The 21322-nt window shown below is 67.1% G+C and carries 17 protein-coding genes; 11 read left to right on the forward strand and 6 right to left on the reverse strand.

Going from position 1 to position 21322, the window contains the following annotated elements; all coding sequences use genetic code 11:
* Nucleotides 1–27: 27 nt before the first annotated feature.
* Nucleotides 28–831 carry a MetQ/NlpA family ABC transporter substrate-binding protein gene (locus NS365_RS15985; RefSeq protein ID WP_058601296.1) on the reverse strand — a complete coding sequence of 268 codons (804 nt, stop codon included), beginning with the start codon at nucleotides 829–831 and terminating at the stop codon, nucleotides 28–30.
* A gap of 414 nt (nucleotides 832–1245) precedes the next feature.
* Between NS365_RS15985 and NS365_RS15990 the strand changes: the two genes are divergently transcribed.
* From NS365_RS15990 to NS365_RS16020, 7 genes are read left to right on the forward strand one after another with little or no spacing between them, the layout of a single operon-like run.
* Nucleotides 1246–2649 (forward strand): LLM class flavin-dependent oxidoreductase, encoded by a 1404-nt coding sequence (locus NS365_RS15990; RefSeq protein ID WP_058601297.1) that lies wholly within the window; start codon nucleotides 1246–1248, stop codon nucleotides 2647–2649.
* A complete protein-coding gene (locus NS365_RS15995; protein ID WP_058601298.1) occupies nucleotides 2646–3419 on the forward strand; it encodes an ABC transporter ATP-binding protein in 774 nt (257 codons plus the stop codon). Before NS365_RS15990 ends, NS365_RS15995 begins: the two co-directional genes overlap by 4 nt.
* A gap of 10 nt (nucleotides 3420–3429) precedes the next feature.
* Nucleotides 3430–4311: a branched-chain amino acid ABC transporter permease gene (locus NS365_RS16000; RefSeq protein WP_058601299.1), complete on the forward strand. Its 882-nt coding sequence runs from the start codon at nucleotides 3430–3432 to the stop codon at nucleotides 4309–4311.
* A 5-nt stretch (nucleotides 4312–4316) separates the two neighbouring features.
* Nucleotides 4317–5378 carry a branched-chain amino acid ABC transporter permease gene (locus NS365_RS16005; protein ID WP_058601300.1) on the forward strand — a complete coding sequence of 354 codons (1062 nt, stop codon included), beginning with the start codon at nucleotides 4317–4319 and terminating at the stop codon, nucleotides 5376–5378.
* Between the two features lie 37 nt (nucleotides 5379–5415).
* Nucleotides 5416–6753, forward strand: a complete 1338-nt coding sequence (locus NS365_RS16010) for an ABC transporter substrate-binding protein (RefSeq protein WP_058601301.1) — start codon at nucleotides 5416–5418, stop codon at nucleotides 6751–6753.
* A gap of 17 nt (nucleotides 6754–6770) precedes the next feature.
* Nucleotides 6771–7706, forward strand: coding sequence for an ABC transporter ATP-binding protein (locus NS365_RS16015; RefSeq protein WP_244498466.1), 936 nt, complete (start codon nucleotides 6771–6773; stop codon nucleotides 7704–7706).
* Between the two features lie 22 nt (nucleotides 7707–7728).
* Nucleotides 7729–8985, forward strand: coding sequence for an acyl-CoA dehydrogenase family protein (locus NS365_RS16020; protein WP_058601302.1), 1257 nt, complete (start codon nucleotides 7729–7731; stop codon nucleotides 8983–8985).
* A 39-nt stretch (nucleotides 8986–9024) separates the two neighbouring features.
* Here the strand turns inward: NS365_RS16020 and NS365_RS16025 are convergent, their stop codons facing one another.
* Together NS365_RS16025 and NS365_RS16030 are read right to left on the reverse strand one after the other, a co-directional pair.
* On the reverse strand, nucleotides 9025–9642 hold the full coding sequence (locus tag NS365_RS16025) for a glutathione S-transferase family protein (protein WP_058601303.1): 618 nt from the start codon (nucleotides 9640–9642) through the stop codon (nucleotides 9025–9027).
* A 106-nt stretch (nucleotides 9643–9748) separates the two neighbouring features.
* The gene (locus NS365_RS16030) at nucleotides 9749–9940 is read right to left on the reverse strand and encodes a hypothetical protein (RefSeq protein ID WP_058601304.1); all 192 of its coding nucleotides are present in this window, start codon (nucleotides 9938–9940) and stop codon (nucleotides 9749–9751) included.
* Nucleotides 9941–10496: 556 nt separating this feature from the next.
* Here NS365_RS16030 and NS365_RS16035 point away from each other — a divergent pair.
* Both NS365_RS16035 and NS365_RS16040 read left to right on the forward strand, forming a co-directional pair.
* Complete coding sequence (locus NS365_RS16035) at nucleotides 10497–12938, forward strand: MFS transporter (protein ID WP_058601305.1); 2442 nt, start codon at nucleotides 10497–10499, stop codon at nucleotides 12936–12938.
* A 1-nt stretch (nucleotide 12939) separates the two neighbouring features.
* Nucleotides 12940–14505 (forward strand): glutamate-cysteine ligase family protein, encoded by a 1566-nt coding sequence (locus NS365_RS16040; RefSeq protein ID WP_058601306.1) that lies wholly within the window; start codon nucleotides 12940–12942, stop codon nucleotides 14503–14505.
* Nucleotides 14506–14549: 44 nt separating this feature from the next.
* Here NS365_RS16040 and NS365_RS16045 read toward each other — a convergent pair whose 3' ends face one another.
* The 3 genes from NS365_RS16045 to NS365_RS16055 form a co-directional block, all read right to left on the reverse strand.
* Nucleotides 14550–15758: an ABC transporter substrate binding protein gene (locus NS365_RS16045; protein WP_058601307.1), complete on the reverse strand. Its 1209-nt coding sequence runs from the start codon at nucleotides 15756–15758 to the stop codon at nucleotides 14550–14552.
* Nucleotides 15755–17767, reverse strand: a complete 2013-nt coding sequence (locus tag NS365_RS16050; RefSeq protein ID WP_058601308.1) for a SpoIIE family protein phosphatase — start codon at nucleotides 17765–17767, stop codon at nucleotides 15755–15757. The genes NS365_RS16045 and NS365_RS16050 overlap by 4 nt, the downstream gene beginning before the upstream one ends.
* A gap of 127 nt (nucleotides 17768–17894) precedes the next feature.
* Nucleotides 17895–18821: a helix-turn-helix transcriptional regulator gene (locus NS365_RS16055; RefSeq protein WP_058601309.1), complete on the reverse strand. Its 927-nt coding sequence runs from the start codon at nucleotides 18819–18821 to the stop codon at nucleotides 17895–17897.
* Between the two features lie 749 nt (nucleotides 18822–19570).
* On the opposite strand from NS365_RS16055, the gene NS365_RS16060 reads away from it, so the two are divergent.
* Both NS365_RS16060 and NS365_RS16065 read left to right on the forward strand, forming a co-directional pair.
* The gene (locus NS365_RS16060; RefSeq protein WP_244498467.1) at nucleotides 19571–20473 is read left to right on the forward strand and encodes a helix-turn-helix transcriptional regulator; all 903 of its coding nucleotides are present in this window, start codon (nucleotides 19571–19573) and stop codon (nucleotides 20471–20473) included.
* 127 nt (nucleotides 20474–20600) lie between these two features.
* Nucleotides 20601–21284: a hypothetical protein gene (locus NS365_RS16065; protein WP_058601311.1), complete on the forward strand. Its 684-nt coding sequence runs from the start codon at nucleotides 20601–20603 to the stop codon at nucleotides 21282–21284.
* Nucleotides 21285–21322: the final 38 nt, after the last annotated feature.

Consider the following 21322-nt stretch of genomic DNA (forward strand, 5'->3'; position numbering starts at 1 on the left):
GGAGGTTTCGTCCCCGGCTCTCAAGCCTCATTTCTCCCAGGCGATCGTGTAGAGCTTGGGATCGTTGGCGAAGGCCGTGCCGATGGCGGAGCGCACCTTCGGAGAGGTCTGGTAGATCTGGATGAATTTCGCGATGTCGGGATTGTCGGCATTGTCCTTGCGGGTAACGAAGCGGATGGCGAACTGCTTGTCGTCGATGCCGGAATAGATGAGGCCGCCGGCCGGATCGAAGGCCTTGGCCGCCACGATGAAATGCGGATAGCCGAGCGCCAGATCGACATCGCCGGTGACGCGCACGAGCTGCGGCCCTTCCACTTCGGTGAAGCTCAGGTTCTTCGGGTTCTCCACGATGTCGTCCAGCGTGCCCTGAAATCCGACGCCGTCCTTCAGCTTGATTAGCCCGGCCTTTTGCAGGAGCAGGAGGCCACGCCCCTGGTTGACCGGGTCGTTGGCGATGGCCACCGTTCCGTTCTGCGGGATCTCGTCGAAGCTCTTATGCTTCAGGGAATAGAGGCCGATATTGGCGAGCGTCCCGGTGCCGACATCGGCGAACTCGTAGCCGCGCTCCTTCACGGCATTGGCCAGAAACGGCTTGTGCTGGAAATAGTTGAGGTCGATGTCCCCGGCGGCCAGCGCGATATTGGGCGTCGTCCAGTCCGAGAATTCCACCACCTCGACATCGAGACCCTGCGCCTTGGCCTCCTCGGCCGCCGCCGCCACGGAATCGGCATAGGCGCCGGGCGTCACGCCGACCTTCAGCGCCCCCGCATGGGCCAGCGAGGCGAAGGACAGAAGGGTCGTGGCGAGACCGGCGAGAAGCAGTGTCTTCATGGCAAATCCTGGGGTCTGAAAGGGCGCGAAAGGCGGGAAGCGGCGCGATCGGCGGGGATCGGCTGCGGAATGCCCGAAGCGTAAAACCTGACAGTCTACAAACAAAGTATATTATTCTGTTTGCGGAATGCCGCGCGGATTCCTTTTTCGAGCTGGGAACTTAGCCGAGCGGCGCGGCCGAACGATCTGCGGGATTCGCCCCGCGCAGCCGAACCCGGCGGCGGATGCGCGCCGCGCCGTTCCGCGTCCGACGAAAAACCGGCTTCTTCTGCGCCGGCCCGCATTCGCTGAAACAAGAGTTTCCTTATCAGTCCATAAAAAGAATGGAATAACTGCACTGATGGAGATCGGTTCCCTACCCTTGGCTTCGTCCGGCGCCGCTGCCGCCCGGTCGCCGACGCCAAGGAGAGGGGAATGACCCGCCATATTCGTTTCAACGCTTTCGACATGAACTGCGTGGGCCATCAGTCGCCCGGCCTCTGGGCGCATCCGCGCGACCGGTCCTGGACCTACAAGGATCTCGACTATTGGCAGGATGTCGCCCGCATTCTGGAGCGCGGCATTTTCGACGGCATCTTCATCGCCGACGTGATCGGCTATTACGACGTCTACAAGGGCTCGAACTTCCACGCGCTGCATCAGGGCGCGCAGATCCCGGTCAACGATCCGCTGCAACTCGCAGCCCCCATCGCCCTAGCGACCGAGCATCTGGGCATCGGCATCACGGCCTCCACCTCCTTCGAGCACCCGTACACTTTCGCCCGCCGCCTTTCGACCGCCGACCACCACACCAAGGGCCGCGTCGGCTGGAACATCGTCACCTCCTATCTGGAAAGCGGGGCGAAGAATGTCGGCCAGGGCGGGCTGAAGGCGCATGACAATCGCTACGAGATCGCCGCCGAATATGTCGAGGTGCTCTACAAACTCTTCGAGGGAAGCTGGGAAGAGGGCGCGGTTCTGCGTGACCGCGAGCGGCGCATCTTCGCCGATCCGGCCAAGGTCCACGAGATCGGCCACAAGGGTCCGTTCTTCGACGTGCCGGGATACCATCTCTGTGAGCCTTCGCCGCAGCGCACGCCCGTTCTCTATCAGGCAGGCGCGTCCGGCCCCGGCAAGAATTTCGCCGCCGCCCATGCCGAATGCGTCTTCGTGGCCGCGCCCACCAAGAGCCTCCTGAAAGCCTATGTCGCCGACATCCGGGCGCGGGCGGCCGCCGCCGGGCGCGATCCGCGCAAGCTCTATATCTACAATCTGACCACCGTCATCGTGGACGAGACGGACGCCAAGGCCGAGGCTCGCTTCGAGGATTACCGCAGCTATTCCTCCTATGACGGCTCGCTGGTGTTCCTGTCCGGCTGGAGCGGCATCGACTTCGGCCAATATGCGCCGAGCGACCTGATCCGGAAGGTCGAGACCAATGCCATCGTCTCCATGGTCGAGACCTTCACCGGCAAGGACCGGGCCTGGACCATCGAGGAACTGGCCCGCTGGGGCGGCGTCGGCGGGCTCGGCCCCGTCTTCGTCGGCTCGCCTTCCACCGTCGCCGACATCCTGCAGGAATGGCAGGAGGAAACCGATGTCGATGGGTTCAACCTCGCCTATGCGGTGACGCCCGAAACCTTCGAGGGGGTCGTGGACCTTCTCGTTCCCGAGCTTCAGAAGCGCGGGGCCTACCCCACGGCCTATCGCCCCGGCACGCTGCGCGAGAAGCTCTTCGGCGAAGGGCCCTACCTGCCCAAGACCCACCCGGCCGACCTCTATCGCGACATCGAGGCGGTGAAGGCGCGTCAGGCCGCGCATCGGGAGGCGGCGGAATGAGCGGCGCGCCCCTTCTCAGCCTCGACGGGGTGTCCCTGTCGTTTCGCGGCGTCACGGCGTTGAACGCACTGAGCTTCGATGTCGCGCCCGGCGAAATCTGCGCCCTGATCGGCCCGAACGGCGCGGGCAAGAGCTCGCTTCTCAACGTCATCAACGGCGTCTATCGCGCCGATGCCGGAGAGGTGCGCTTTGCCGGGGAGCGCTTGGCGGCCCAGCGCCGGGGGGATGCCGCGCATCTGGGCATCGGTCGCACCTTTCAGCACAACGCCCTGTTCGCTCGTCTGAGCGTGGTCGAGAACGTCATGGCGGGCCTGTCGCGCGAGGGGAGGGCAGGCTTCTTCGAGGCGGTTTTCCACCTCGGCCGGGACCGCGAGGAGCGTCGGCGCTTCCGCGAGAGGGCCGAGCGCGCGCTGGCCTTTCTCGGCCTCTCGGGCGAGGCCGAACGCGTGGTCTCGACGCTCTCCTACGGCACGCAGAAGCGCGTCGATCTCGCCCGCGCGCTCGTGGCTGAGCCCCGGTTGTTGCTGCTGGACGAGCCCATGGCCGGCATGAACGCCGAGGAAAAGCACGCGATGAGCCGCGCCATCGCGGCTGTGAACCGGCAGTTCGGAACCACGATCGTGCTGATCGAGCATGATGTCGGCATCGTGCTCGGCCTCAGCCACCATGTCGTCGTGCTCGATTACGGGCGCAAGGTCGCGGACGGGCGGCCGGACGAGGTGCGCGCCGACCCTGCCGTCATCGCCGCCTATCTCGGCACGGTTCATTGAGGGCGCGGCCATGAGCTTCTTTGTGGAAACCCTGGTCGGCGGCCTCTTCGCGGGCGTCATGTATGCGCTGGTCGCGATCGGCTTCGTCCTGATCTACAAGGCCTCCGGCGTCTTCAACTTCGCGCAAGGGGCGATGCTCCTCTTTGCCGCGCTCACCTTCGTGACGCTGACGGAGCGCGGCGTGCCCTTCGCGCCCGCCTTCGGGCTCACCGCCCTCGTCATGGTCGTCATGGCCTGCGTGATCGAGCGGCTGGTGCTGCGTCCCTTGCGCAACCGCGACGCGCTAACCCTCTTCATGGCGACGCTCGGCCTCTCCTTCGTGGTCGAGGGCCTCGCCCAACTCCTGATGGGCACCGACGTCCATATGCTGGATCTCGGCATCGAGGATGTCGGCATCGAGATCGGCGGCATTCTGGTCAGCCAGTTCGACCTCACCGCCGCCGCCATCGCACTCATCCTCGTCGCCGTGCTGTCCATCGTCTTCAGTCGCACCAGCATGGGCGTCGCGCTGCGGGCCGTGGCGGACGATACGCTGGCCGCGCAGTCCATCGGCATCCGCCTGCCGCTGATCTGGCGCGTGGTCTGGAGCGTCGCGGGCCTCGTCGCCCTCGTCGCCGGGCTTCTCTGGGGCGCGCGGCAGGGCGTTCAGTATTCGCTCTCGCTGGTCACGCTGAAGGCTCTGCCGGTGCTGATCATCGGCGGCTTCTCCTCCATTCCCGGCGCGATCCTCGCCGGTCTCCTCGTCGGAGCGGCGGAAGCGCTGGCCGACATCTATCTCGGCCCGCTGGTCGGCGGCGCCGTCTCCCCCTGGTTCGCCTATGTCCTCGCGGTCGCCTTCCTTCTGGTGAGACCGGCCGGGCTCTTCGGCGATGAAGCCATCGAAAGGGTCTGAGCCTCATGTCCGCGTCCGACACGATCTTCCCCGGCGAAGCCCGGCTCGACATCGGCCAGCGCCGCGTGGCGCTCCGGCTCGCGCTCCTGGCCGCTGCCCTCCTCGTCACCTTCGGCGCGGTGCCGGCGTTCGCCAGCGACTATTGGCTCAGCTCCATCATCATCCCCGCCCTCGTCATGGGGCTGGCCGGGATCGGGCTGAACCTTCTGATGGGCTTTGCCGGCCTCGTTTCCATCGGCTCGGCAGCCTTCATGTCGGTCGGGGCCTTCGCGACCTACAATCTCTTGCTGCGCGCGCCCGGCCTGCCGCTGCCGGTCGTGCTGGTGCTGGCCGGGCTCTTCGCGGCCGCAGCCGGCACCCTGTTCGGCCTGCCGGCCCTGCGCATCAAGGGCTTCTATCTCGGGGCCTCGACGCTCGGCGCGCAGTTCTTCTTCGAATGGCTGTTCACCAACTATGCCTGGTTCTCCAATGACAGCCAGTCGCTGACCATCTCCGCGCCCCGGCTCGAACTCTTCGGGGCCGATCTCCAGTCCGCGACCGGGCGCTATCTGCTGGTGGCCGCTGTCGGCGTGGCGCTGATCGCGCTGGCCTTCGCGGTGACGCGCAGCCGGATCGGGCGTGACTGGGCCGCGATCCGCGACATGGAAACCGCCGCCGCCGTGATCGGCGTGCCCGTCGCCCGTCGCAAGCTTCAGGCCTATGCCGTCTCGTCCTTCGTGCTCGGCATTGTCGGCGCGCTCTGGGCCTTCGCCTATCTCGGCACGGCGGACGGCCACACGTTCAATCTCGACAAGTCCTTCCAGATTCTCTTCATCGTGCTGATCGGCGGCACGGCGACGATCTTCGGAAACTTCCTCGGCGCGGCCTTCATCGTGCTGACGCCCATCCTGCTGGATCGCCTCGGCGGAACCAGCGGCCTCGGCCTCCTGTCCGATCCCGGCGCGGCCGCCAATCTCCAGCACATCATCTTCGGCGCGATCATCGTCTGGCTGCTCGTCAAGGAGCCGGACGGCCTCAGCGCTCTCCTGCGCCGGGCCACGCAAGCCCTCGCGCGCCGCGCCGCCTGACCCTTCCAGCCATCATCCTATCCAAGGGGGAATTCTCATGTCCGTACTGAAGCACCTCGCCGGCCTTGCGGCGGGCATCAGCCTCGCCGCCGCGCTCGTGGCCAGCCCGGCCCGCGCCGAGGACGCCAAAGGAGAGCAGCTCTTCCCGCTCTTCTCCTATCGCACCGGGGCTTACGCGCCCTCGGGCATCCCGCAATGGGCCGGCTATAACGACTATTTCAACTACATCAACGCCCATGGCGGCGTGAACGGGGTGAAGATCCGCCTGGAGGAATGCGAGACCGCCTATACGGTGGAGCGCGCCTTCGAGTGCTACGAGCGCTACAAGAACGGCAAGCCCGACGCTCCGCTCGCCGTGCTCTTCACCACCTCCAGCGGCTTCGACGCGGCGATCTCCGACAAGGCGCGCATCGACAAGGTGCCGATCATCTCGGTGGCCGGCGGGCGTGGCGACGCGGTGGACGGCAGCGTCTTCCCCTACCAGTTCCCGCTTCTCTTCGACTACTGGACCGAAGCCTCGATCGTGGTCGAGCACATCGCCAACACGCTCGGCGGCTTCGACAAGCTGAAGGGCCAGAAGATCGCGACGCTCTATCACGACAGCGGCTATGGCCGCGAGACGATCCAGCCCATGGCGATCCTGGCCAAGAAATACGGCTTCGAGGATATCCAGATCCCCGTGCCCCATCCCGGCGAGCAGCAGCAGGCGCAATGGCAGCAGATCAAGCGCGCCGGGGCCGACTGGGTGTTCTTCCGCGCCTGGGGCGTCATGTCGCCGGTCGGCATCAAGACCGCCGCGCGCGTCGGCTTCCCGCGCGAGCGCATCATCGGCGACATCTGGACCGGCTCGGAGGAGGACGTGCGCCCGGCGGGGGCGTCGGCCAAGGGCTATCTCGCGGTCTCCGTCTTCCCGCCCGGCAGCGACTTCAAGATCAGCCAGACGCTGAAGAAGGAGATCGTCGATGCCGGCAAGAGCGATCTGAAGGACACCTCGAAATTCGGCTCGGTCTATTACAATGCGGGTCTGGTGCAGGCGATCCTCTTCACCGAGATCCTGCGCACGGGGCAGGCGAAGTTCGGCAACCGCCCGCTGACCACCGAAGAAGGCCACTGGGCCGCCGAGCATCTGGATCTCACGCCCGAGCGCATCGAGGAGATCGGCGCGACGGGGCTGCTCAGCCCGATCAAGATCACGCCCGAGGATCACGAAGGCCAGCCGGCGGCCAAGATCCAGCAATGGGACGGCGAGAAGTGGGTGCCGCTCACCGACTGGCTGAAGGGCGACCGGCCCCTCTTCAAGGACGCGATCTACGCCCGCGCCGCCGCCTACGCGAAGGAAAAGAACCTTCCCCCGCGCGAGCCGGTCACGAACTGACAAGCTGGGAGAGCATCATGAGCCAGACGAAAAAGGGCCGGGGGCAGACCCCTGCGGCGGAGAGCCGGCGAGGGATGTCCGTTCCCGGCGAGGCGACGAGCGCAGGCGATGCAGCGCATCGTCGAGCATCGGCAACGACGATCGGGGACGGAGAGACCCGGCGGATCGACCCGCAGGGGGCTGCCCCCGGCCCTCAGGGCCTTCTGGAGGTCCAGAATATCGAGGCGCTCTATGGCGGGGCAGTTCTCGCCGTGCGGGACGTCTCGCTGAAAGTGGGGAAGGGCGCGATCGTCGCCCTTCTCGGCGCCAATGGCGCGGGCAAGACCACGGTCCTGAAGGCCATCTCGAACCTTCTCGGCCCCGAGCGCGGCGCGGTGAGCCGGGGCGCGATCCGCTGGGACGGGGAGGCGGTCGACCGGCTTTCGGCGGCCGATCTCGTCGGGCGCGGCGTGGTGCAGGTCCTGGAAGGACGGCGCGTCTTTCCCCAGCTCACCGTCGAGGAAAACATCCTCGCCGGCTCCTATGGCCGCCGGCCCGGCGCGGCCGAGCGGCGGCGCGATCTCGAACAGGTCTATAGCTGGTTTCCGCGCCTGCGCGACAAGCGCGGCACCAAGGCGGGCCTGACCTCGGGGGGCGAGCAGCAGATGGTCGCGATCTCGCGCGCCTTGATGACCAAGCCCCGGCTCGTGCTTCTGGACGAGCCCTCGATGGGGCTGGCTCCCATCGTGGTGCAGGAGATTTTCGAGATCGTCCGCAGCCTCAACACGCAATCGGGCGCGAGCTTTCTCGTGGCCGAACAGAACGCCAACCTCGCGCTGCGCTACGCCGCCTATGCCTATGTGCTCGAAACCGGGCGCGTCGCGGCCGAGGGAACGGCGGCCGATCTCCTGTCGCGCGGCGACATTCACGACCTCTATTTCGGCGGAAGCTCCGGCTCCGTCGCCCTTCATTGAACCATCGGGAGCCGCGACGGCCATGTTTCATTCCACCATCGAAAGCCCGACCAGCCAGACCGACCTCGGCTGGGGGCAGGGCCCGAGCCCCGACTACGAGGCGCTCGCCACGCCCTTCCGCCCGATCTTCGCGCGCATTCGCGCGGGCGCGGTGGAGCGGGAGCTGAACCGCACGCTGCCCACGCAGGAGATCGGCTGGCTGAAGGAAGCGCGCTTCGGCGCGGTGCGCCTGCCCCGAGCCGAGGGCGGACAGGGGGCGAGCCTGCCCGATTTCATCAATCTCCTGATCGAACTGTCGGAGGCCGATTCCAACATCACGCAGGCCCTGCGCGGCCATTTCGGCTTCGTGGAAAGCGTCGTGAACTTAGGCACCGGCCCTTTTCGCGAGCGCTGGGCCGCGCGCATCGCGGCCGGAGATACCGCCGGCAATGCCTGGACGGAGATCGGCGCGGCCTCGATCGAGGGTTTCTCGACCCATCTCGCCCGCAAGGGCGACGACCTCGTGCTCAATGGCGAGAAATACTACACGACCGGCTCGCTCTTCGCCGACTGGATCGACACCGGAGCCCGGCGCGAGGACGGCGAGGGCGGCACGGTTCTGGTGCCCCGCCACGCGCCGGGCGTCCATGTGGTGGACGATTGGGACGGGTTCGGCCAGACGCTGACGGCCAGCGGCACCACCACCTTCACCGATGTCGTGATCGACCCGCTGGATGTCCTCAGCGACGAGGAGAAATTCCGCTACAGCGCGGCCTTCTACCAGATCGTGCATCTGGCGACGCTGGCCGGCATCGGGCGCGCGCTCGCGGGCGATGCGGCCGCCGCCGTGGGCGCGCGCCGGCGCACCTATACGCACGCCGCCGCCGCGCGCTCGTCCGAAGACCCGCAGGTGCTTCAGGTGGTCGGGCGCATTCGCGGCGCGGCCTATGCGGCGGGCGCCATCACCCTGCAAGCCGCCCGCGCGCTGGAGCGCGCCCATGCCGCGCATTTCGGGGGGGATGCGGAAGCCGAAGAGCGCGCCAACAGTCTGGCCGAGCTAGAAACCGCGCAGGCGCAGACGGTGGTCTCGAACCTCGTTCTCGAGGCCTCGACCATCGTGTTCGACGCGCTGGGGGCCTCGGCCATCCGCAAGCCCGCCGGGCTCGACCGCCATTGGCGCAACGCGCGCACGCTGTCCTCGCACAATCCGCGCATCTACAAGGACCGGATCGTCGGCGACTACGCCGTCAACGGCACCCCGCCGCCCTACCAGTGGCGCATCGGCCTGCCCACGGGCTGATCCGTCGGCAATGGGCGTTCGCAGACCGGCTCGCTCTTGTCAGCCGGTCTGCTTGTTCGCCGCCATCACCTCGGCCAGCTGCGGATGGCGACGCATGAGCATGGCGGCGGCGTAGAACTTTGGCGTGTTCGCTTCGAACCAGGGTGTCCCCGGCCACCACCCCACCATCGCGGCGGCGTAGCAATCCAGCGCCGACGGCTGCTCGCCCAGAAGATAGGGCCCGGTGATCTCCGCCTCTAGCTGGAGATACAAACGCTTGCGATAGGCGTCCGTCGCCGCCTTCAGCTCGTCGGGCGCGGAGGGGCACCAGCGATCCGGAACATCGCCATAGGTGAAGGTCGGATAGACATTGGCGACCAGCCAGATCAGCCATCGCAGAAAGCGGCGATGCTCCGCCGTGCCTCGTGAGGGTGCGAGTTCGGGATGCTGCTCGGCGAGCCAAAGGGCGATGGCGGCGCTTTCCGTCAGAATGCCTCCATCGCCCAGAACCAGCACCGGCACCTGCCGCAGCGGGTTGACGCGGGCGAGCCGCTCCTGCGCCTCGCCCGGCTGGTCGAAACCTTCCACATCGACGAACTCGTAAGGCTGCCGGACCAGAGCCAGCATGGCTTCGGTGATCGCCGAGCCCCAACCACGAACGCCGTAGAGCTTCATCATCGGTCTCGTCACCCTCGACCTTGAAATGCGCCGGACCGGATCGAGGCGCAGGCTGGCGCGCCCTCGACCCGGCTATTGGACACCGACCGAAGGGGTCGGTCGGTTCCTAAACCTCGTCCGCGTCTTCCGTGGAGTCCAGCATCTTGTCCAGCTCGTCCGCGATCAGATCGAGCTGTTCGCGGGTGGCGTTCAATTCCAGCGTCGCGCCGCTGTCGTCTTCGATATGCAACCGGGCGGACTGGCCGTCCTTGCCTGCCACGATGCGGAACTGAGCCAGAGTCTGTGTCGCGTTCGCCATGAATGCCTCTCTTGATGGAAAGGCGGAACGCGCAACATCGCTCATGGCTCCGGCGCTTCGCTCCGCCCGATGCCGTCCTGGCAAACGATCGAGCCGCCGCGAGCTTCGGCCCTGGATCGGACGGGGCTCTCGTTGGAATTGCGCGCTCGCGCGGGCTCCGTCCCGCCATTCAGCGCGCGTCCGGCAGATGCGCTTGGCCGCGCGCAGTCGCCCGGTGAGACGCTGAGACAAGTCTGCGATGTATCAGGCCGATCCGCTTTCCGCCACAATAAGGCGGGGTGAAGACCGGGAGGGCTTGGAAGCCGCGCGCCGAACAGGCGAGCGGCTCGGCGTGTCCGGACGATCCACCATCCCAAGCATGGAAAACCGCCGGCATTCAGGGATCGCGAGTGGCCAGTAGCATATCACGGACTGGCCGGGGGCCACGGTCCCGCACGCGAGAGATGAAAGCGGGTGCGGCTGGGCTGCGCAGTCAAGCGGGCGACGCAGCGGGCTCGCTGATGGCTCGGGCGCGCGGGCTTGTTCGCTCGCCCCGGCTCTGAAGGCTGGCCCTGCCATGACCATCGCTCCCGCCATCCAAGCCGCACCCAGCGCCGGCCCGCGCTGGACGCTGCGCTTGCGCTTCGCGCTCGTGGCCCTGACCGTTCTGGTGCTCGCCCAGCTCCTGTCGGGCGTTCTCACCGTGTCGGCCATTCGCAAGACCGCCTTCGAGGGAACGGTCACGGCGGTGCGCATCGTCGGGCATGACTGGTCCTTCCGCATCCAGAATTCGCTGCGCTTCGGCAAGCCCATCACCCAGATGTTCGGGCTGCCGGAAATGCTGGCCGGCATCCGTTCCGACCTGCCCTTCCTGTCCGCTGCTCTGGTGACCCTGCCCGATGGCGCGATGGTGGAAAGCAATCCGCCGGGCGGCCTGCCCGCCGGCCTAGGCCCGCTCGTCGCCGAAAAGCTCAAGGCTTCGGCGGCAAAGGGGCTGACACCGGCGAAGATCGGCGACACGCATGTCTTCGTCCTCCCCGTTTCGGGAGCCGGCAACCGCCTGGCGGGGGCGCTGGTGATGCTGGTGCCGGAGGCCGCGATCGCACAGGCGACCGCCCGACCGGTGAGCGATGCCGTGACCTCGCTGATCGTCGCGAGTGCTGCGGGCGCGCTTGCGCTGTTTCTGGCGGCGAGCGTTCTGCCCATCGGCGCGGACGGCACGATCAGCCGCTGGAAGCTGCTCCTCGTGCCGGCGCTGGTTCTCGTTCTGGCGCAGGGCGGTGCGTCCTGGCACAATATCGTCACCTTCCGCGACGCCTATGTGTGGGCGGCGACTGAGAATGTGCAGCGCTCGGTGGATCGTCTGGGCACCGACCTGCAGCGCCTCGTGGACAAGGGCGTTCGGCTGGACCGCCTGTCCGATTATGCCGCGCCCTTCGGGCGCATGGCCGCCGACATTCCCGAACTCGCCTCCGTCCAGCTTGTGGACGGCACGGGCCGCGCCATCGCCACCCTCGACGCCACGCACGAGGCGACCAGCAGCCGCCCGGCCATCGCCTATGAGATCGTGACGCCGGGCGACGCCCGCCCGGTCGCGCGCCTCAGCGCCAGCCTGTCCGACACCGCGATCGGGGAGGGCGTGCGCCACCGCGCGCTCGACGCCGGCACGGTGCTTCTGACCTCGGCCCTGTTCGGCTTCGAGCTTCTCGTCCTGTTCGGCATCCTGATGCGCCGGCTCGCCGCGCGCGCCGAGGGAACGGGCGCGGTGGACCGCGACGGGCATCATCTCCTCGCCCGACCCGCTTCGTTCCTCCTGGTCTTCGGCTGGGCGCTGCCCCTGTCCTTCGTGCCGCTCCAGATGGGCGCGCTCGCCGCCGAGCCATTGTTCGGCCTGTCGCGCGCCGTGACGCTCGCCCTGCCGATCTCGGCCGAAATGGGCTGCGCGCTCGTCACGGCGCTGATCGCGGGCGTGCTGACGGATCGGCGCGGCTGGCATATTCCCTTCGTGCTCGGCGGCCTCGTCTGCGCGGCAGGCGCGCTGGCGGGAACGCTCGCCACCGGCCCCCTGTCCTATATCGGCGCGCGCGCCGTGGTGGGCCTCGGATACGGCCTCGCCTGGATGGGCATTCAGGGCTATGTCTTCTCCTGGTCCAGCCCGCGCACCCGCACCCAGGCCATCGCCAATCTCGTCGCCGGCATTTTCGCGGGCCAGATCTGCGGCAATGTGACGGGCGCGATGCTCGCCGATCAGATCGGCTTTTCCTCGGTCTTCACCGTCGCGGCGCTTCTGGGCCTTGCGCCCGTGCTTTTCGCGTTTGCCTTCATGCGCGCCTATTTCGGCCGCCCGGTCACCAGCCCGAGCGCCCCGGCCGCCGCGCCCGTGCCCGTGCCCCTCGCGCCGGACGGGGGCTCGGCGCTGGGCGGGCTCTTGAAGGATCGCAACTTTCTCGCGCTGCTGCTGCTCAGCGTCGTGCCCTTCTCGGTCGCGCAGGTCGGGCTCCTCTACTACACGCTGCCGGTCTACCTGTCGCAGCAGGGGATCGAGCAGGGCAATATCGGCCGCATCATGATGATCTACGGCCTGTCGGTCATCTATATCGCGCCGCTTCTCGGCCGCTGGGTGGACCGGCACGTGCGCAAGAAGCCCTTCATCGTCATGGGCGGGCTGCTCGGCGGTCTCGGCCTCGCTTTCACCTATCTCGACATCGGCCTCTTCGCGCTGGTCGCCTCGGTGTTCCTTCTGGGGCTGGCGAGCAGCCTAGGCGGCCCCGCGCAGTCGAGCTTCGCCTTGCATCTGCCGAGCGTCCAGCGCCTCGGCACGGGCCGCGCCATGGGCATCCAGCGAGCCGCCGACAAGCTCGGCCAGATGATTGGCCCTCTGGCCGTCGGCGCGCTGTTCACGTTTCTGGGCACACGCGACGGGCTCGCCGTCACCGGCCTCTACTATCTCGGCTCGACGCTTCTGTTCTTTCTGATCGCGCGCGACCATGCGAGCCCCGCTCGAAAGGGCGCCGCCTGATATGGCCGACATGCGAACCCACCCGACGCTCGGCCTCGAACTGGAAATGCCGGTTGTGGATCTTGGCTCCGGCGCGAGCTTCGACGCGCGCGAGCTGTTTCCCCGTCTCTACGAGGCGCGTCGCCGGCGGGGCGAGGCGGTGACGCCGGTTCTGGCCTCGGGCAGCCTGATCGGCGTCGCGGGGCCATTGGTCGTGTCCTCGGTGGACAACGGGTTCAACAATCTGGAAAGCGCCATCGGCATTGTCGGGGGGCCGGATCGGCCGGGCTCGAACCTCAACGATCTGGCTTGCCTCGTGCAGCGCGAGCTGAGCGAACTCGCCGCCACCCTCGGTGAACTCGGCGCGGGCATCGCCAACCTCTCCGAACACCCTTCGACGCCGATCAGCGAAAGCTTCTACCGCGCGATGCGCGCTCCCAAGCCGATCTACGATTACTGGCGCGGGGCGCGCGGCTGGCGGCACGAGGTCGGCATGGACGCCAAAGCCCAGAACGGGCCGACCACGGGCGTCGAGGCCACCCATGCGGTGGAGGCGCTGAATCTGGCGCTTCTGGCCGCGCCCGCCCTGATCGCGATCTTCGCCAACAGCCCGTTCGAGGCGGGCGAGCCGACCGGCTTCAAGGAAAACCGGCTGCAGATCTGGACGCGCATGTTCGCCGAGCCCAACTTCGCCGGCGACCGCACGACCCATCGCCCGCCCGTGCGGCCCTTCGAGGATCTGGCGCATTATGTTCGCTGGATGTTCGAGGGCAACCGCGCCATGCAGGCGCTGCCGCTGGGCAACAATTCCTACAAGGGCTTTGGCGAACTCGCCCGCATGGACGGCGATCCCGCGCTTCTGACCTTCCTGCGCGCGCCCTCCTGGGCGGGACGCCGGCTGCGCGACGGGAAGGTGGTGGAGGTCACGCCCAGCCTTCGCGATCTGGAAAGCCTTCAGTTCTCGCAGTTCCTCGACGCGCGCATCCGCTTCCGCTTCGACACGGAGCCGAGCGTGGACGCCTTCTTCGAGGCGCTGGACGCCGGGCGCATGGAAAAGCTGTTCGCGGATCATTGCCAATCCCTCTATATCGAGGGCCGGGCGGCGGGCGCGAACTTCCCCGACGCCGAGCTGTGCGACCACGACGATCCGCTCGTGCCGGCCTCGGTGGTGATGGCTCCTTCGGCGCTCCAGAAAGGGCTGCAAGCCAGTCCCGGCAGCCTGCGCCGCCTGTCCGATCTCTTGCCCTGGCGCGATCTGCGCCTCGCGCGGGAGGAGGCGATCCGCCACGGCCTGTCCGGGCGCGCCGGCCCCCTGTCGCTCGCGCGGTTCGCGCGGGCCGTTCTGGAGGAAGCGGAGGCGGGACTTGCCCCCAGCGAGCGCTGGATGCTGGCCTATGTCCGGCATGTGCTGGACACCGGCCGCAACGGGGCCGACCGCGCCATCGCCGCCTTCGAGCGCGGAACGGGGCCTCGCGCCGCGCGCCTCGATGATCTCGTCCAGGCGCGCACGATGCACCTCGTGCCGCCCGTGCCCTTTCCCCAGCGCGACCGGGCGCCGGAGAGCGCCGGGCTTGCCAAAAGCGCCTGACGCGAGCTTCGGTCAGCCGATCCCGTGAGGTCTTGTCGGGCGCGTCAGGGCGCGCGTTGCGCGAGGTCCGTGCCGAAGATCTCGTCGCTCGCCAAGAGAATATCGACGGACGGATCGTAGCCGATCTCGCCGGCGGTGCGCAGATTGAGCGCGATCTTGGCGGGCGCCTGCCAGACCTGCGGCAGGTCGCGGGGCTTGGCGCCGTTGAAGATGCGCGCGATCGTCTCGGCGTGGAAGCGGCCGACATATAGAAAGTCGGATTGCGCGACGCTCATCAGCGCGCCGAGCTTCACCTCCGACTCGCCCGCCATGGAGAAGGTCGGAAGGTCCCGGTCGATCAGCGGCGCGAGGCTTTTGGGTAGGCTCGCCTCGGTCAGGCCGCGATGAACGGTGAGATAGACCGCGTCCGCCTTGGCCGCGATCTCGCCGTAGCAGGCCTCGACCTTCGCCTCGGCCTCGGCCTGCGGGACGTTGTTGAAGGGCGCGAAGCACGGCACGATCTCGAAGCCGCGCTCGCGCGCGATGCGCTCGATATCGTCCACGGCGGCGAAGGTGCGCCCTTCCGGGCTGTTCTCGTAGACGAGGCCGAGCTTCTTGAAGTGGAAGATGTCGTCGAACAGCTCCACCTGCCGGGCGTAGCGCTGCGGCTCCACCTTGGCGTTCAGATGGTCGTGGCCTGAATCGGTCTCGCTCTTGATGATCTTGGAGCCGATCGGGTCGCTGGTGGAGGCGACCACCACGGGCGTCGAGATCGCCTCCGTCGAGAGGTCCTGCCCGGCCCAGGTGCCGAGCGCCAGCATGAGGTCGATGTCGCCGCGCGTCGTCAGCCGGTCCAGAAGCTCGGCCTTCACGAGCGGGCGCTTCTCCTTGTCGAAATTGCCCGCCGCGTAATAGGCGTCGGCGGGAAACTCCACATAGTCGCTCGCCGCATGGGCCGAGAGCCAGCGCCAGAAACCGCCCGGCTCGGGATTGTTGCCGACGGGCAGTTCGGTCGGCTTGATCCAGCCGATCGCCATGAGGCCGCGCACCGTGGATTTGAGGATCGTCTCGTAATCCTTGTACTGGCCGCCCTCGTAATAGCCGATGCGCCATTTCGTGCCGTCCGGCTTCAGGCGGGGCTCGGAGGGAAACACGCGCGCCTGCGCGGGCGCTGGGGCCGCCGCGTCCGGCGCGGGCGTCTGGGCCTCAGCCGCGACACTCGTCAAAAGGGCGAGGCCGAGCCAGATGGCCGTGAGGCGAAGCGAGCGGATCATGACGACCTCTTGGACGGCTGGTGGAAGCGAAGGGCGACGAGCGTGATGTCGTCGGATTGCGGCGTGCCGCCGGCATGGGCCTGCACGTCGGCCATGATCCGCTGCACCAGCATTTCGGTCGGCAGGAACGGGTCCTGCGCCTCCAGAAGCTGAAGGAGGCGCTCGTCCTCGTACAGCTCGTCGCGCGCGTTCATCGCCTCCGTCACGCCGTCCGTGTAGAGAACCAGCGTCTCGCCGGGCTTGAGATGCGTGGCGAGCGGCTCGTAGTCCATGCCCTCGACCACGCCCAGCGCCGGGCCGCTGATCGGACGAAGGCACTCGACGCGCCCGCCCTCGCGGATCACCAGCGGGGGATTGTGCCCGCCATTGGCATAGCGGATCTCGCCCGTCAGACAATCGAGAACGCCGATCAGGCTGGTGACGAAGATCGAATTGGGATTGTCGCTCGCCAGCGTGTCGTTGACGGCGGCCATCATCTGCCAGGGATCGGGGAAGCGGTCGGCCGCCGATTTGATCAGCGTCTTGGTGATCGCCATGAACAAGGCGGCCGGCACGCCCTTGCCCGCCACATCGCCGATCGTGAAGCAGAGATGGCGGTCGTCGATGAAGTAGAAATCATAGAGATCGCCGCCGACCTCCTTGGCCGAGACGAGCGCGGCGTGAATGTCGATCTCGGAGCGGTCGGGAAAGGCGGGGAAGATCTTCGGCAGGAGACCGAGCTGAATATCGCGCGCGACGTTCAACTCGCCCTCGATGCGCTCGCGCTCCTGCGTGACGCGCATCACGGTCTGGACGTTGCGATAAAGCGAATCTTCCATGAAGTGGAACGCGCTGGCGAGCCGCCCGATCTCGTCCCGCCCTTCGGGCCGTCGCTTGGCCAGAGCTTCGGGCGGGGCCTGCGTGAAGTCGGTCTGCGGCAGGGCGCGGGCCCGGTGCGTCAGCGCCACCAGGGGCCGGCTGATGCGCTGCGCCAGGAACCAGGCGAGAACCGCCGCCAGAAGACTGCCGCCGGCAAAGACGAGGCCCTGGCTCAGGATGAGGTCCTGCGCGGGCTCGGCCAGCGCGGCGGAGGAAACGATCGCGGCGACATACCAGTCGAGCGCCTTCAACCGGAAGACCTGCGCTTCCGCGCCCTGTTCCGGCCCCGCCGAGGGCAGGGGGGCGAGGCGCGAGGGCGCGTCGCCATCGGAGGCCATGGCTTTCAGTTCGCTTAAGACGGCAGGCGCCATCCAGCCGTCCTCGCCGCCCTTGGGCGCGACGACCGGCCGCCCGCTGCCGTCGAACACGAAGACGAAACCGTTGCCCGCCATCTGGAGCGAGCCGAGGCTGGAGCGCAGGCGCTCCACCAGCTCGGCGCGGCGCACATCCGTTTCGCGTTGGAGATCGGCGACATCGCCGACAATGCCGATCATCCAGCCCCAGCGGGGAAAGGGCACGAAGAGCCCGTATTTCGGCTCGGTCGCCTCGCCCTTCATCGCCTTCCAGGCATAGGTGAGGAAGCTGGAGCCGTAGAGTTCGCTGTCGCTCCAGGCGGTCTGCGTCACGCTTCGGCCGCGAATGTCGCGAAAGCCCGAGAGATCCTGGCCCACCATCGCGGCGTCGGGATAGACCACGGCGCGGCCCGCCCGGTCGAACACGAAACTGTATTCGCCCGCCACCGGCGAGAGGCCGGCCAGCCAGTCGAGCGCGTTGGCGCGCGCGGCCTCGTCGCTGGTTCTGGCGCGCTGCGCCTGGGCGGCCAGCGTGTCGAGCGTCGAGCGCACGGTCTGGCCGAATTGGCGGAAGGCAGCCTTGCGATCCTGGATCGTGCCGACCTTGTCCGACAGGAGTTGGAGATACTGGCTGCGGATGGCGAGTTCCGCCATCTGGAGGACATTCTCGACGGAGCGCTGTTCGGCATCCACCATGGCCGAGCGCACGGCGCGCTGCGAATAGGCCATGATGCCGCCCGCCATGAGCGCCAGAATGGCGATGACGCCGACGAAGATCTTGACCCTGAGGCTGTTCACGCACCGCATCCAGAAGGGGAGACCCGTTCTTCTAGACGCAGCCGGACGAGAAAGCATTCCCGAAACGCCGGCAGAACTTGACCCTGCGTCTCACGGCGCGCGTTTTGCGGTGGGCGAGAGCGTGGGCCTACTGCCCCTGCATCCAGCGATTGAGCACGGAGCCGAGTTTGGGAACGGGTTTCGGCTGGCCGGGCTGCGGGCGATGGCGTGCGCGCAACTCGCTGGGCGAATAGCCGAACTCGCGGACGAAGGCGCGCCGGAAGCTGCGCAGATTGGGAATGCCCCAGCGCTGCGCGATCTCATCGATCGTGCCGCCCGTCTGGGCGATGTCCTCATGCGCGCCTTGCAGGCGTTGCTGCCGGATGATCGCGGCGATGTTCATCTGGCTGCCCATCAGCCGATAGAGCTGGGATCGCGACAAGGCGAATTCCCGGCAGATCGCCGCCGGGTCGAGAGCGGGATCGCCGAGATGCTCGGTGATATACTGGCGCACCCGCAGTCCCTTGTCCTCGCGCTGCGCGGGGCGGAGCGGCGGCGGGCCGCCCCCGAAGCAGCTTGCAACGAAGCCGAGGCTGGTTCTGGCGATCTGCTCGGCGCGCCGGCCCGCCAGCGGTTCGGGCAGCGCCAGCATGGATCGCAGGCGATGGCCGAGCAGAACAGCCGGCACGGAGTCCGGTGCGAAGACCCGCCCGTTCAGCGTCTCGCGCCAGGCCTTGCAGCTCTCCAGGGCGGCGAGCGGAACGAGCAGCGCCAGCCAGTCCGCCCCGAGGATTGCAACATCCATCAGGCTGGTCAGCCGCGTGATGCAGACCGCGCCGGGCTCGACCTCGAACCGTCGGCCGTTCGCCGAGCCCGTGACATGGCCCTGCTCGATGAGATTGATCAGCGCGTAATCCGTCTCGATCCGCGCGGCCATGTCGGCGTCGCGGATCAGGCGGAAATCGCTGGCCGTGACGCGCAGCGTCATGAGGTCGCCGATCGCGCGCGACTGGAACCGGCCGGTGAAGGCCTCGCGATCCTCCGGTCGCACCTCGACGCGTCCGCTGCCCGACATCACCTCCTGCCAGGCCGCGATGCGCCACTCGGCATCCCCGCTGCTCCGGTCGAGCTGCAGGCGAATGTTCGATCCCTGGGCGGCTCTTTCCGGTCTGACACCCCCCTCGGGCGGACAGAACGTCTCAAAATGCGCCTCATGCGGGTACGCACTGTCCGATGCCGCACCGGCAAGATTGACCTTCTCTGCGCCGTCATGTTTTGTCGGTGTCACAGAATGTTTCGGCACGAATGTCTCGATTCTGAAGTAAACGACAGAGAATTAAAACAAAGTCACGAATTCCTGGGAGGGATTCGGCTAAATCGCGATCAGTTTATCTTGGTCTAATCTCTATATATCAGAACAGGATATATGTCGATCTGGCATGGCGCGAATTGTCTGGACGATCAACCAGCACAACACGCTTTCGTCTGCGGCATATTCGCATTCGATCAAGATGTCGATTTCCGTTCTGAACTGAACGCTGAGGAAACCTGGAGCGCGATAAATCAATAGGGGCGATCAATACGCGCCCTATTCAATAGTCAAAATGAGAAATTCTGTTTGCGGCTTGGCCGGGTTTGTCGTGCGTCTGTCCTCCGGCCTCGGCCGGATGCGCATGCCCTATCGAACCCGCCTGCGATTGGCCCGCACATGCCGGGGGAGTGCAGCGTTTCATGCGGTTCGACGAGTTTACGACCGGTCCCTTTTCGCCTCGCGAGCGATGCGATGCCTGGCAGAGACAGCCGTTTCCCTGCGTCGCGGGATTGATGGAGATCGATCCGGCCGACGGCGCGTTCTCCTCGCGCGCGCGAACCTTCGCCTTGGGATCGCTCTTTCTCAGCGACATCCATCATTCGGCGCGGACCTGCCGCCGAACCGACGAGGCGATCGGGTCGGACGGGTTCCATCCCGTCGTCCTTTCCGTGTGCCTCAGCGGGCGCTATGGCGGGCAGACACAGGCGGGCCGTTATCGGGGCGGTCCGGGCTGTGTTCTCGTTCTGGATTTCGCGTCCGCCTTCCAGCACGTGTCCACCAACAGCCACAGCGTTCTTCTCGTCTTCGAGCGAAGCGAAATCCAGCGCCATATTCCCCGGATCGACGGGTTGCACGGCCTCGTACTGTCCCGCAAGGACGCCGAGCCTCTGGTTCGCCAAGTTGTCGGCCTGCTGCAGCAATTGCCCGGCATGAGCGACGAGGCGGGGGCGGAAGCCGGCGCGGCGCTGACGGACACGATTCTCTCCTCGCTCAACCAGACGGGTTCGCTGTCGGCGGCCGAAGACGCCCGTCTGTCCCAGCTGCGCGCCGACGCTCTCTGGATCATCCGGCAGCGTTACCGCGAGCCCGACCTCGATGTGGCGCGGGTCGCAGCGCTGGTGCGCGCCTCGCGCTCGACGCTCTACCGCGCCTTCGCGGAGGAGGAGGGCATTCTCGCCCATGTCACGAACCTGCGGATCGAGCAGGCGGCGATAGCCCTGCGGGACACGAAAGACAGACGGCTGATCCGCGAGATCGCGCTGGCGGTCGGCTTCGATCAGGTGAGCAGCTTCAACCGGGCCTTCCGCAAGCGACACGATTGCACGCCGCGCGACTGGCGCGAACAGTTCCGCCGATCCGCGCCCGCCAGCCCCTACCCGTCGGTCTCGGACGAGCCGCAGCTCAGACGCGCCTGACGCCCCGCTCGCGCACGCACATGTATGGGTCGAACCACGGGCGCGGAGAGACCAGTCAAGACGGCCTCACGCAGACGATAGCCTGACGCTTTTCCGACGCCGAAACGGCTCGCAGACGAGGATACGCATGTCCGACAAGATCTACTACATGCCCTATGATCCCAGCCATCCCAGTTTCATCTGCGCCCAGTTCGAGTACGGGACGGCCGGTGGCGCGGACATGAACAAGCTCATGAAGGACGTCGATCACGAGGCGTCGAAGGGCAATATCGCCATTCCCGTCTGGTATCAGCCCGGTCGGCGCAACGCCTTCGTGATGTCGCTGGATCGGGAGAGCGTCTACATCCGGGGCCACGGGATGGCCGGCTTCCGGTCCATCGAGGGCGGCCGGGGAGGGGAGCGGATCGACTATGTCACGATGGTGGACCGGCTGATCGAAAGCGGTCTTCCGAAATCCTTCTCCGGAAAGATCAAGCTCTTCAACTGCCACAGCGCGGAGTCGGGTTTGGTGGGGTCCGACCCCGAATGCGTCGGGCATCCGTTCGCGCGCCTCGTGGCCGACGAGATGTACAAGCGGGGATACAGGGCCTGCACCTTCTACGGCTATGTCGGCCGGATCGACTCCTTCGTCAAGGACGGCTCCGGCGGCAAGCACCACTATGTCCGCGATATCGTCAACGGCAAGATGGAGGAAATCGGGCGCGTGAGCCAGGGGCGCATCCAGTTCAAGCCCAACCCGATCCCGGTTTACAGCCCCGTTGCCTTGCTGGCGCCGAAGAAGCCTGGCGGCTTCCTCGCGCGCTTCCGGTGACTGTGCGGACGCGTTCGCAGATCTGAGAACCCGTTCGC

The sequence above is a fragment of the Aureimonas ureilytica genome, assembly GCF_001475935.1.
GTDB lineage: Bacteria > Pseudomonadota > Alphaproteobacteria > Rhizobiales > Rhizobiaceae > Aureimonas > Aureimonas ureilytica_A.